Annotated in this window: 10 protein-coding genes; 4 read left to right on the top strand and 6 right to left on the bottom strand. The window is 66.1% G+C overall.

From position 1 onward, the window contains the following. Nucleotides 1-90: 90 nt before the first annotated feature. Nucleotides 91-1,173, bottom strand: a complete 1,083-nt coding sequence (locus U1839_RS06300; protein ID WP_332802806.1) for an alpha/beta hydrolase — start codon at nt 1,171-1,173, stop codon at nt 91-93. A 199-nt stretch (nt 1,174-1,372) separates the two neighbouring features. On the opposite strand from U1839_RS06300, the gene U1839_RS06295 reads away from it, so the two are divergent. Next, the gene (locus U1839_RS06295) at nt 1,373-2,479 is read left to right on the top strand and encodes an alpha/beta hydrolase (RefSeq protein ID WP_332802805.1); all 1,107 of its coding nucleotides are present in this window, start codon (nt 1,373-1,375) and stop codon (nt 2,477-2,479) included. Between the two features lie 18 nt (nt 2,480-2,497). Next, on the top strand, nt 2,498-3,427 hold the full coding sequence (locus U1839_RS06290) for an alpha/beta hydrolase (RefSeq protein WP_332802804.1): 930 nt from the start codon (nt 2,498-2,500) through the stop codon (nt 3,425-3,427). Here the strand turns inward: U1839_RS06290 and U1839_RS06285 are convergent. From U1839_RS06285 to U1839_RS06275, 3 genes are read right to left on the bottom strand one after another with little or no spacing between them, the layout of a single operon-like run. Further along, nucleotides 3,424-4,767, bottom strand: a complete 1,344-nt coding sequence (locus U1839_RS06285) for an MFS transporter (protein WP_332802803.1) — start codon at nt 4,765-4,767, stop codon at nt 3,424-3,426. The genes U1839_RS06290 and U1839_RS06285 overlap by 4 nt on opposite strands. 28 nt (nt 4,768-4,795) lie before the next feature. Beyond that, on the bottom strand, nt 4,796-5,833 hold the full coding sequence (locus U1839_RS06280; protein ID WP_332802802.1) for an alpha/beta hydrolase: 1,038 nt from the start codon (nt 5,831-5,833) through the stop codon (nt 4,796-4,798). Further along, a complete protein-coding gene (locus tag U1839_RS06275) occupies nt 5,833-6,897 on the bottom strand; it encodes an alpha/beta hydrolase (RefSeq protein ID WP_332802801.1) in 1,065 nt (354 codons plus the stop codon). Before U1839_RS06275 ends, U1839_RS06280 begins: the two co-directional genes overlap by 1 nt. 213 nt (nt 6,898-7,110) lie before the next feature. Between U1839_RS06275 and U1839_RS06270 the strand changes: the two genes are divergently transcribed. Then, a complete protein-coding gene (locus tag U1839_RS06270) occupies nt 7,111-8,097 on the top strand; it encodes a LacI family DNA-binding transcriptional regulator (RefSeq protein ID WP_332802800.1) in 987 nt (328 codons plus the stop codon). A 518-nt stretch (nt 8,098-8,615) separates the two neighbouring features. Here the strand turns inward: U1839_RS06270 and U1839_RS06265 are convergent. Beyond that, complete coding sequence (locus tag U1839_RS06265; RefSeq protein ID WP_332802799.1) at nt 8,616-10,943, bottom strand: putative bifunctional diguanylate cyclase/phosphodiesterase; 2,328 nt, start codon at nt 10,941-10,943, stop codon at nt 8,616-8,618. 618 nt (nt 10,944-11,561) lie between these two features. Between U1839_RS06265 and U1839_RS06260 the strand changes: the two genes are divergently transcribed. Next, nucleotides 11,562-12,047 carry a Ros/MucR family transcriptional regulator gene (locus U1839_RS06260; protein WP_332802798.1) on the top strand — a complete coding sequence of 162 codons (486 nt, stop codon included), beginning with the start codon at nt 11,562-11,564 and terminating at the stop codon, nt 12,045-12,047. A gap of 53 nt (nt 12,048-12,100) precedes the next feature. Here U1839_RS06260 and U1839_RS06255 read toward each other — a convergent pair whose 3' ends face one another. Beyond that, the gene (locus U1839_RS06255; protein WP_332802797.1) at nt 12,101-12,364 is read right to left on the bottom strand and encodes an Arm DNA-binding domain-containing protein; all 264 of its coding nucleotides are present in this window, start codon (nt 12,362-12,364) and stop codon (nt 12,101-12,103) included. Nucleotides 12,365-12,566: the final 202 nt, after the last annotated feature.

The following is a 12,566-nucleotide window of genomic DNA, read 5'->3' as shown; positions in this document are numbered from 1 at the left end:
AATCGGTTGCATAGTGCTAACATGGCGTAACGATCCCCGCAAGATGCGATGTGCGGGTAGGATTCGGTGGGCCTGGCGCGGCGGATGCGGTCAGGGCGCGGTGGTGAAAACCGCGCGCAACGCGCTCTTCCATGCCGCGGTAAATTCGCCCGCGACGCGCGACAGCGGCGCGATGAAATCGAAGCCGTGATAGGCGCCCGGCGTCACGTGCAGTTGCGTCGGCACGCCAGCCGCGACGAGTCGCGCGGCATAGGCGATGTCCTCATCGACGAAGAGATCGATCGCTCCCACGCCGATAAAGGCCGGGGGGAGTCCCGCGAGATTCGCAACACGTGCCGGTATCGCGCCATAGGGGACGGTCGGCGACCCCGCCGGGCCCCCGAGAAAGCTGCTCCAGCCGAATCTATTGCCCGCTTCATTCCAGCCGATCGTGCCGACAAAGGGTGGAACGTGCCGCGTGCTGCCGGTGCGATCGTCGAGCATCGGATAGATCAACACCTGGTAACATAGGGGAATAGCCCGCCGATCGCGCGCCGCGATCGCCAACATGGCGGCCAGCCCGCCGCCGGCGCTCTCGCCCATCACCGCGACGCGCGACCGATCGACGCCCAGCGCATCGGCATTGGCGTGCAGCCATGCCAGCGCGGCATAACAATCCTCAACCGGGCCGGGGAACGGCGTTTCAGGGGAAAGTCGGTAGTCCGCCTCCACCACCACGCAATCGAGTTCGGCGGCAAGCCGTTGCGACGCGACGATGGTGTCCGCGACGCGCCCGAGGATCATGCCGCCGCCATGGATGTGCAGCACCGCAGGGCGGCGCGCACCGCCGGCTTTGGCACCGATCACCGTCACGGCAACGGGCGGAGCTCCCCTGGGCCCAGGCACGACGCGCCGCTCGACCGTCGCTGCGGGCGGGGGTAGCGGCGCCGGCGCGGCCGGGGCGTTTTGCCGCATCGCGCGGACCGCCGCCAGCGTCAGCGGTGAGGGCAGCGGGTGCGACATGATAGCCTTGGCACCCGCGCGCAATTCGGGATCGACGCGGTGCAGGAGCGCGTCGCCACCAGCGTCAGCAGGAGGCCGCCCGACGCGCTCGTCGGCCGCATTTCCCGACGCGGGCAGCACCGCGCCGGCGGCGAGCAGGCCCAGCTGAAAACCCCTGCGCGTCATGTCCATCTTCGCTGTCCTCTCCTGCGATCGGCGCTGACGCGCTCTCATACAAACCTCGCCGATGAAGCAATCGATTGCAAGGCCTCGCCAGATGTTCTTGCAAACGATTGCGGAGTGTTGCTTATCTGGCGCAGCGCGGGGTTGAGCCACGGTCCGGAACAGGGTGATGGCTACGAACGCGGTTATCGGCAGGAGAGGAAACGAGATGACGATCGGGATTTTCGCGCGTGCCCGCCGCGCGCTTCTGACGGGATTGGTGATCGCATCGCCCATCGTCGCGGCGCCGCTCGCCGCGCAGGTCGCCGCGCCCGTGATCAAGGTCGATGATAATGGCACCGTGCAGGTGCCCGCGATGACCGTACCGGTGTCGAGCATGCTCAGCCCCGAGGCCAAGGCCTATGTCGCCGACCATCTGCGCCAGATGCAGCAACCCGAGCTGCTGCAGCAGAAGAACGGCGTGCCGGTGTTCATGGAGCCCTATCTGGCGCGGCAGAAGACACTGTTCGCGCATCGCCGGGTCGAGGCGCAGATCGGTGGCGTGCATGTGTTCGATTATGCACCGACTGCCGGGATCGCGCCGGGCAACCGGAATCGCGTGCTCATCAACCTGCATGGTGGCGGCTTTTCGGGATGTTTTCCGGGCTGTGCCGAACTCGAATCGATCCCGCTTGCCACGCTGGCGCGGGTCAGGGTGGTGTCGGTCGATTACCGCGAAGGGCCCGACCATCGCTTTCCGTCCGCGAGCGAAGACGTCGCCGCCGTCTATCGTGCGCTGCTCAAGCGCTATCCGGCGAAGAATATCGGCATTTATGGCTGTTCGGCCGGCGGCATGCTGACGGGCATGGCGACCGCCTGGTTCCAGGTTCACGGCCTGCCGCGCCCCGGCGCGATCGGCATCTTCTGCGCCGGCACGACGATGTCGGGGTTCGGCTTCGGCGGTGATGCCGATTTCACCACCGCACCGCTGGGCGAGGCGCGGCCCGCGCCGGCCTGGCCGCCGGCCGACCCAAGCACCGCGACCAAGCTACCCTATTTCGCAGGAACCGACCCCAGGGACCCGCTGGTCGCGCCGGGATCGTCGGACGCGGTGATCCGCCAGTTCCCGCCGACGCTGATCATCACGGCGTCGCGCGGCTTCGAATTCAGCGCCGCTGTACACGCCCATAGCCAGATGGTGCGGCTCGGGGTCGATGCCGACCTGCATGTCTGGGAAGGGCTGTTCCACGGCTTCTTCTACAATGCCGACGTCCCCGAATCGCGCGAAGCCTATGACGTGATGGTCCGCTTCTTCGATCGCCACCTTGGTCGTTAGCAGCGCGAGGGCCATCGCATGAACATGCCGACGGATGCCGCGCTGGCCGATTTCGCGCCGCTGACGCCCCCGTCGGGGCGCGGCAGCCTGTTCGTCCGGCGTGCCGTTGCCGGGCAGGGCTTGCTTCCCCGGGACCTGTTCGTCTGGGTTCCCGATCACCCCGCCCCGCCAGCCGGTTTCCCGGTGCTATACATGCAGGACGGCCAGAATCTGTTCGATGCCCGGCTGGTGCCCTTCGGCACGGCATGGGAGATCGACCGCAGCGTCTCACGGCTCGCCGATGCCGGTGTGATCGAGCCGACGATCGTCGTCGGGGTGGCGAGCACGGCGGCGCGCTTCACCGAATATGCGCCGGCATTGGTTCTCGAACGCCTGAACCCGGACGCGCGCGATGCGGTCGAGGCCGCCTGGGGTGGTCCCGCACAATCGGCTGCCTATGCGAGGTTCGTCGTCGAGGTGGTGAAGCCGCTGATCGATGCGCATTTCCCGACCCGCGCGGCCGCTGGTGCGACCTTTGTCGGTGGATCGTCGCTCGGCGCGGTGGCGGCGCTCGATATCCTCGCCCGTTACCCGGACCGCGTTGCCGGCGCGGCCTGTCTTTCTGCACATTTCAGCCTGCTTCCGGTGACCGAAACCGAACCGCTGCCGAAGGGTTTTGCCGAAGACGTCACCGCCGCCGTGACCGATTTCGCCGATAATTGCCTGCCGCGCGCCGGGCAACATGCCGTCTGGATCGACCGCAGCGCGCAGGGGATCGACCGCTTTTATGGTCCGACGCACGCCGCGATCATCACCGCGCTCTCACGCCGCGGCTTTGTCGATGGCGTCGATCTCGCGGCGCGCTGCTATCCCGGCGTCGGACATGACGAGGCGGCGTGGCGTGCGCGGATCGATGATGCGCTGACCTTCCTGCTCGGGCACGCCGAACGCGCGCGGCGCAACGCCTAGGATCCGGCGACCACGACCTCGCCGTCCGTCGCCGTTCGCGGTTCGCGCGCCCACAGCACGCACAGCGCCGCCACCCCCATCAATACGCCGCACAATGTCAGCACGTTGCGCGCGTCGCTGCCGAGCCAGCTGTCGAAATAGAGCGGCATCGTCGCGGCGTTGAGCAGCATCGGCGCGACGATCATCATGTTGAAGATGCCCATATAGACGCCGGTGCGCTCGGGCGGGATGGTTCGCGAGAGGATGATATAGGGGTTGCCCATGATGCTTCCCCAGCCCAGCCCGATGCCGATCGCGGGCAGAAACAGCCACGTCGTGTCGGCGATGTGCGGGATCGCGAGCATGCCGATGCCCGCCGCGACGAGGCAGATCGCATGCATTGTCGCCGCGCCCCAGCGCCGGGTGAGCGGCACCATCGCCAAGGCCGCGACAAACGCCACGCCGTTATAGAAGCCGCCGAGCACGCCATTATCGAGCACCGCGCGGCGAAACCCCTCCGACAGCGGATTGGCCTCGCCGTAAACCGAGCGGCTGATCGAGTAGATCACGTAATTCCAGTAGGCGAACATCGCATACCATTGGAACAGGCTCATCAGCGCCAGCTTGCGCATCGTCGGTGGCATCGTCACGATCGCATCCCAGATCTCGCCGAGCGTCGCACCGATCGTCCGCGACTTGGCGGCGATCGCCGCCCGCGCCGGCGCGCTCAACGGCAGTTCGGGAACGCGCAGAATCGACCAGATGATCGTCGTGAAGGACAGCACCGCGCCGATGGTGAAGGCGGCGCGGGTGATGACAGGGATGTTGTGGGCATCGACCGCGTTGACGTTGAAGCCGAGCACATTGACCATGAAGGTCGGCGCCAGATAGGCCAGCATCTGCCCCAGCCCGGTGAACGCGCTTTGCGACAGGAAGCCGAAATTGCGCTGATCGTCCGACAGCCGGTCGCTGACATAGGCGCGATAGGGCTCCATCGTGATATTGTTGCCGGCATCGAGGATCCACAAGGTGCAGACCGCGGCGAGGATCGTCGGACTGAGCGGCATGACGAACAGCCCGATCGAGCAGAGCACCGCGCCAAACAGGAAATAGGGCGTCCGTCGCCCCCAGCGCGACGCGGTCCGGTCGCTCATCGCGCCGATCAGCGGCTGGACCAGCAGCCCGGTCAGCGGTCCGGCCAGCTGCAGCAGCGGCAGGCTCGCTTCATTGGCACCGAGATAGGAATAGATCGGCGACATGTTCGACTGCTGCAGCCCGAAGCTGAATTGCAGGCCGAGAAAGCCGAGATTCATCTCGATGATGCGCAGCAGCGAGAGGTGCGGCTTGGTGGCAAGGGTCATCGATGCTCTCCAGGCGCCGCGCGCCGTCTCACTTTGCCGTCATGTGCTGGCCCAGCCACGCATCGAACAGCGCGAGCCACTGCGCATTGGGCGCGCCCGGCGTGCCAAGGCCAAAACCATGGCCGCCATGTTCGAAGAAATGCGCCTCGGCCGGTATCTTCGCCGCGCGCAACGCCGATAGCATGCGGAAGCTGTTTTCGGGCGGCACCGCGCTATCGTCGAGCGCATGCGCAACGAAGATGGGGGGCGTCGTGGCATCGACATGGCGGTCCGGTGAGCGCCGCGCGATCAACGCGTCGTCGGGCGCAGGCCCGAGCAGCGACGCAGCACTTTGCGCGTTGGTCAATTCGGGCAGCAGCGTGATCACGGGATAGATCAGCCCGGCTGCCGACGGGCGCGGGTCCCGCGCGTCGATCGCATCGCGAGCCGCATAGGTTTGCTCTGCAAAGCCTGTGGCGAGCGACGCCGCGAGATGTCCGCCCGCCGAATAACCCAGCACCGCGACCCTGGCGGGGTCGAGCCGAAAGCGCGCCGCATGGGCGCGGATGACGCGCATGGCGCGCTGCGCGTCTTGCAGCGGGACGATCGAGCGGTGGCTCCAGCCTTCGCCGGGCAGCCGGTGAATCAGCACGAACACGGTATAGCCGTGCGCGGCCAGCGCCTCGGCGGTGTCTCCTCCCTCATGCGTGCCGACGATGAAGGTATAGGCGCCGCCCGGAATGAGCAGCACCGCCCAACCATTGCCCGCGCGCGGACGGAAGACATGCAGCGTGGGGCTGGCGACGTTGCGGAAGAAGCCAGGCGGCGCACCCGGTGGGAGCGGTTGCGGCCGGAATCCCGTTTCGGGCGACGCGCCTTGCCACAGCGGCAGCGTCTCCGCGGCGCGCCACGCTGTTGAGAGCGGGCCGAGCGGACCGGCTGCCTTGGGTACGGGCGGCGCTGTTCGCGCGGCAACGGCCGGCGCCAGGATCAGCCCGAGCCCGGCCGCGGCCAGCAGCGTGCGGCGCTCGAGCGGTGCCGCATCCGGGCCGGTCGCCGGCGTTTGCGAGGTGGTGACCCGGCGCATCAGCCGCGCACCGCGAAAGCCGCCTTCAGCGCACTTTTCCACGCGGCGGTAAATTCGCGCGAGACACGCGCCTGCGGGACGACGAAATCGAAGGCGTGGAATGCGCCGGGCGTGACCTGAAGCTGGGTCGGCACATCGGCGGCGATCAGCCGCCGGGCGTAGGTCATGCTTTCGTCGGCGAACAGGTCGATCGCGCCGACGCCGATCCAGCATGGCGGCAGGCCGGCGAGATTCGCGACACGCGCTGGCACCGCGCCCGCCGGGACCCGGGCCGAGCCGGCGGCAACGCCGAGAAAGGCGCTCCAGCCAAACGCATTTGCCTCGGGCGACCAGCCGATCGGCCTGGCGGCCCGCTTCGGGGTGGGCGTGCTCCCGGTGCGATCGTCGAGCATCGGGTAGATCAACAGCTGGTAGCACAGCGGCACGTCGCCGCGGTCGCGCGCCGCGATCGCCAGCAGTGCGGCCAGCCCGCCGCCCGCGCTCTCGCCCATCACTGCGATCCGTGTGCGATCGACGCCGAGCGCGGACGCGTTGCGATACAGCCAGAGCAGCGCGGCATAATTGTCCTCGACCGGCCCGGGGAAAGGGGTTTCGGGCGCGAGGCGATAGTCGACATTGACGACGACGCAGTCGAATTCGGCGGCCAGGCCCTGGCAGAAGGCGGTCATGTTCTGCGCGCGGCCCGAGATCATGCCGCCGCCATGGATATGCAGGATCGCCGGGCGCGGTGATGACGCCCCGCCGGTTGCACCGATCAGCTGAACCGCGACATCGGGGTCGCCGCGACGACCGGTTATGGTCCGCAGCTCGACTGCCGGTGCGGGGGGCGGGAGCGTCGGCGGGGCGACCCACGACGCGCGCATGGCGGGCAAGGCGGCGCGCGTCATCGGCGGGAAATGCTGCGCGAGCATGCCTCGGGCCGCCGCGCGGAGTTCGGGATCGACCAGTTTGAGCGCGCCGTCCTCGCCCGGCATCGCGGCTAGCACCCGGGCCGTCGGCGAGAGCATCAGCGCCGCAACCGACGCGAACAAGCCCCGATGCAGATCCCGTCGCGTCAACGTCATTCGGCCTCTCCCGTCGCAGTGCATCTGCAATCGATTGCGTAATACAGGTCCTATCGCGCTCGCACCCAAACCGCAATCGGCCTTGTCGCCCACCATCCTACCCCGGACCGCGCGCTTCGTCTCGCGTTGCACCGCCGGGGCGATGCGGTATGAAAGGCCATGCGACCGCCCAAGGCCACTATCCCCAACGGCAAACCCAGCGGCCCGCTGAAAATGACCGATATCGCAAAACTGGCGGGGGTTTCTACATCGACGGTGTCGCGCGCGCTTGCCGAGAGCCCGCTGATCCCGGCCACGACGCGCCGCCAGATCCAGCAGATCGCGATCGACAACGGCTATGTCATCGATCAGCGCGGGCAGCGGCTGCGATCGAACCGGACGCGGACGATCTGCGTCGCGATCCCACTCGGGCACGAGGCCGATCAGCTTATCTCGGATCCCTTTTTCCTCCAGCTCTTCGGTCACCTCGCCGACGAGATTTCGGCGCGCCATTATGATGTGCTGCTGTCGCGTATCCCGTCGCCCGCACCGGGCTGGCTCACCCGCCATGTCCAGTCGCAAAAGGCGGACGGCTATATCGTCGTCGGGCAGAGCAACCAGCATGACGAGATCAACGCGGCCGCGCGGGCATTCCTGCCGCTCGTCGTGTGGGGCGCGCATCTGCCGGAGCAAGCCTATTGCTCGGTCGGGTCGGACAATGTCGGCGGCGCGCGCGCGGCGGTCGATGCGCTTCTCCAGGCCGGGCGTCGGCGGATCGTGTTTCTCGGGGCGACGGCGTTGCCCGAAATCGAGATGCGGCTGCGCGGCTACATCACCGCGCTCGAGCGGGCAGGTATCGCCATCGACGAGACACTGATCCAGCCCGCGCATTTTACCGGCGATACCGCGCTGGCCGCGGTCCAGAGCCTGCTTGCACGGGGGGTCGCGTTCGACGGCATCTTCGCTGCCTCCGACGTTATCGCGCTCGGCGCGTTGCGTGCCTTGCAGACCGCCGGAATCAGCGTTCCTGGGCAAGTGTCGGTCATCGGCTTCGACGATCTCGAGCTCGCCGAACATTCGCATCCGCGACTGACGACGGTGCGGCAGGATCTCGCGCACGGCGCGGCGGCGCTGGTGGAATTCCTGTTCCGCCGCCTCGACGGTGAAGAAACGCCATCGGCAACCTTGCCGGTGCGGATCGTCGAGCGCGATTCAGTTTGATCGAGCGCCGACGAACGCAGGATAGACCGTCTGGCTGGAATGCGGCGGCACTGATGATCGCCATGAAGGCCGTCTTGGCTGGATGAAATAGCGGGGACATTCGCGAAAATCAGCAAGCCGTGGTGCCGCCCTAGATGGCGCTATTCGAAAAGCTGACGACGCTGAGCGGGTAAGCGCAGCATTTCTCTGTCGCGTGAGCGGAATGGACTGCGCGACGAGCCTTCCAGCGCAGCACCCGCTCCGTCAGCTCAGCCCGATGCTGGCGCAGCCCGCGTCGCCGACCATTTCCGCCGGGCTTGCGCGGGGACGCCATGGATCTGCCGGCGCGCCATATACGCCTGACAAAGACGCCGGTCAGGGTCACGCCGCCGGACCTGGCCGCTCAAACCATCGACCCTCGCCGCATGTCATGAAGGAAGTCGCGTCGTCACCAGCGGGATCGTCAAGGGGAGGACACCGCCAGCGCTGCCGCCGCGGCTCTTTCGAGGGTCCACCGACACTGCCGCAGATCGGGATACTCAGGCCGAAATCGATCGCCCCAAATGCCCGGCGAGCAGGGGAAGAGGCACATGATCCAGGAGGGCACGAAGCTCGCTCTCCAGCAATGCCTTCGAGAACAGAAAGCCTTGAAGTTCATTGCAGCCTGCGATCTGGAGCAGGCATCCCTGTTCTTCGGTCTCCACGCCCTCCGCAGTGACGGAAAGTGCCATTGCATGCCCGAGCGCAATCACCGCCTGAACGATGGCAATCGCCTCGGGATCCTGGCCGAGCCGCTTCACAAAACTCTTGTCGATCTTGATGCTGTCGACCTTGAATTTCTTCAGGTAGTTCAGGCTGGAATATCCCGTGCCGAAATCGTCGAGCGCGATGCGGAAACCGGCCGAGCGCAGCTCTGCCAGCGCGGTTCTCACAAGGCCATTGTCTTCCAGGAGGATGCTTTCGGTCACCTCCAGTTCGATCTGCTGCGGCGCGATACCGGCGCCGCGTACGATGGACTTTATCGATCGTACCACATTTGCTGACCGAAACTGGGCCGGTGAAATATTCACGGCCACCGAAAGTCCCGGCCAATTTCCCGCCACCCGGCAGGCTTCGGCGAGGACCCAATCGCCAAGTGAATCGATGAGGCCGCAGTCTTCGGCGACCTGGATGAAGGCGTCGGGCGCCAGCTCGCCGCGGGTGGGGTGCCGCCACCTGACGAGCGCCTCGAGCCCGACGATCCTGCTGCCGGAAGCGTCGAGCTTGGGCTGATAGGCCACGAACAGTTCGTCGCCGGCGCGCAACGCTGTCCGCAGTTCTTCTTCGATGACCCGCCGGCACGCGATGCTCTCGTCCATCTCCGGGCTGAAGAAGCGGTAGTCGTCGCGCCCTGCCTCCTTGGCCTGGTACATGGCGATGTCGGCCTTTCGAAGCAGTTCGGTCTTGTCGGCCCCTGGTGCGGGACAGACGGCAATGCCGATGCTACCGCCGACATGGACATCTGATCCCATGATGTCGAAGGGCCGACGCAGTTCGGCAAGCGCCACCTCGGCGAAGTCGGCCAATTGTTCCGCGTGACTCAAACCCTTGAGACAGACCGCGAATTCATCGCCGCCCAGGCGCGCGACGACGTTGTTGACGCCGACACGGCCCACAAGCCTCGCTGCCACCGCCTGGATCAGCCTGTCGCCCGCGAGGTGGCCGAGCGTGTCATTGACGTTCTTGAAGCGATCGAGATCGATCAGCATTACGCCGAGCAGGCGCCCTGCCCCGAGCTCGGCGATGGCCTCTTCGACGAACTTGTTGAACGCTGTCCGGTTCGGAAGCGCGGTAAGCGAGTCGTGATTTGCCAGATACTGTGCCTGCGCCTCCTTGGCCTGAAGCTCCAGGCGCGCTTCGTTGAGCACCCCGATCGAGCGCGCATCCCTGGACATGAGCCTGCCGATGTTCGCGACCAGGGCCGCCAGAAGGACGAGCAGGGCGCCGAGCGCGACTCCGCTGGTCGGCAGCACCGATCCCAGAATGGCGCCGCCGGACATCTGCGGACGCCATGTGAAATAGCCGACGCGTTGCCCGCGGGAAGATAAGAGCGGGACGCTATATTCGCCGGAGGCGCCGTCGACGGGTGCCGCGGTGATGCGCGCGCCGTCGATGCCACGCTCACGTCGCAAGGCATGCATCAGACTCGTATCGAGGTAGCGAATGCTGACGAGCAGCGGTGCAGAACCGCCCGCGATATCGGATCTGGTATGCGGTACCATGCGCATGACACTGGCGACCGCGACCTTGCCGCGAAAGTAGATCAGATCGGTGGCGTGCACCGCGCGGGGCGATGTTCGCACGGTGCTATCCGGGCTTGGTCTTTGATTGGGCAGCCGCTCATGCGGATTCGCGGGCCCGGTATCCAGGCCGCGTGCCGCAGCGATGAGCGGGCGCAAGCCCGCGTCGACACGGGTGAAGGTTTCCGGCCTCACCCGGGTGCCATTCTCCATGGCGTAGACAGGACGGCCCCTGCCGTCGATGATCAGGTCGAGCTCGTGATTGAAGACATAGTTCAACCACGCGCCGACATTCTCATCGAGCCAATCCAGATTGGGCTTCTGCTTGTCGACCTCCGCGACGGCCGGGTCCCAGATCGCGACGCCGGCCTGGCTTTGCGCCAGTTCGTCGAGCGTCGCACCGATTGCGAGGCGAACTTCGTGAATCTGTCTTGCGCGTGCCGCCTGGTCGCTCCTTTCTGCCGTAATCCACAGACTCCACAGGCCAAACAAGACAAGCGCCGCGGCGAAGCCGACAGCCGGCAACGCGACGAATGCGATGAAGCGCCGGCTCGGCCCGCCCCTTCTGGAAATTGGAAAACGAAACATCGAAGCACGACCCATGGGGAGAAAAGCGGGGAGCACCGAACGCGACAACGCCTTCGCCGGTAAAGGAAGTGCACCACAAGGTGTCTGCATCCATCATAGGTCAGCTGGCGTTGCCAACGCGATTCATTGCAGCATAGCTGGTGCTGGTGCTCACGCCGCTGACACGGTCGTACGACGAAGCTCGTCGAAGCGCAGGGACCGTACGTGTGCGCTCCCCGGGACGGTGGATCGGCGCCTGGCATCCCCACGAAGCGGCCGGCTCCGCCCCGTCGCGTCCCGTTCAGCGTCGCAGGCAGCGATGACGCGCTTACCGCGCAAGCCCATCTATTCTATCCGACGCAGCTACCTCGACGCCATATCGGGAACCGACAGACCGACAACCCGGATCCGAGCGATGGCACCCGCAATATGGCGCGGGAGCGTGGCACCACCAGCAGCGAAGATAGCTGGCGCCGCCTCTTGATTAGGCAGCGGTGCGGCGACCCGGCGCATAACCGTGCCTGGCGACGGTAACCAGTTTTCGACAAGACTTTCACGATACAGTCGTTATGAATGCATTCTGCGAACACAACAGGTCGCACAACACCCCCCCCGAATATTGAACGATCAGGACCAGACATGACCGACGATACCGCATTCAACGCTGTTGAACTGGCGACCGAACTGACCATCGCCTGGCTGTCCAATCCGAACACCCGCGCCAATGCCGACGAGGTGCCGTCCTTCCTCGCCAAGATGCATCAGGCGGTGAACCAGCTCGCAACGCCGCCGGCGCCCGCCATCGAGGAAGCGACGAGCGAATATACCCCGGCCGTCTCGGTCAAGAAATCGCTCGCCTCGAAGGATCACATCATCTCGATGATCGACGGCAAGCCGTACAAGACGCTCAAGCGCCATCTGGCAGGTCACGGCCTGACGCCCGCGCAATATCGCGAACGCTACAACCTCAAAGCCGATTACCCGATGGTGTCGGAGAACTATTCGGAAGCGCGCCGCGCCATGGCGCACAAGATCGGCCTTGGCCAGAAGGGCCGCGCCGCGCGGGCCATAAGTGCGACAGCGGCGAAGTCGGCGCGCGTGCCGCGCAAGCCCAAGACCGCCTGATACGGCGGCGCGCCGACGTCCCCGCGATGCGGTCGGCGTGCTTGCCGCCGCTGCTATTGGCAAGCTCGCGGCGGTATCCGGTGGCAACCCGCCTGGCTTTTTCGGCGCGCCGTGTAACATGGGCGCTTGCCGGCCTGAGCCAGCGACACCTTCGCTGCGCTGCCAAGCCCGATATCTCGCCGGCGACCATTTTTCTGGACGCGACAAACCCGGCATTTGGCCCCGGAGCCGCTCACCATCAGAAACAGGCCATCCCCGTCACCTTGCCTGCCGGGCCGTTTCTCGGCTTTTGCAGCCGTTGCCGAGAGCCTTCCCATCGCCAAATACGCCCACATCTCTTCCCACAGGCCAAATCGGCACCTGCGAAAAGCAGCGGATGAGCGTGGACGCGAATCATCGCAAAGCCCCGGAAAACCTTGGTTTTCTTGGGCGCCCGCGGATGGGTGAGAATGTAGAGTTGGTGGACAGGGCTGGATTCGAACCAGCGTACGCTTGCACGGGCAGATTTACAGTCTGCTG

This window comes from Parasphingomonas halimpatiens (assembly GCF_036663795.1).
GTDB lineage: Bacteria > Pseudomonadota > Alphaproteobacteria > Sphingomonadales > Sphingomonadaceae > Sphingomonas.
This window is presented reverse-complemented; position numbering and strand designations above follow the sequence as displayed.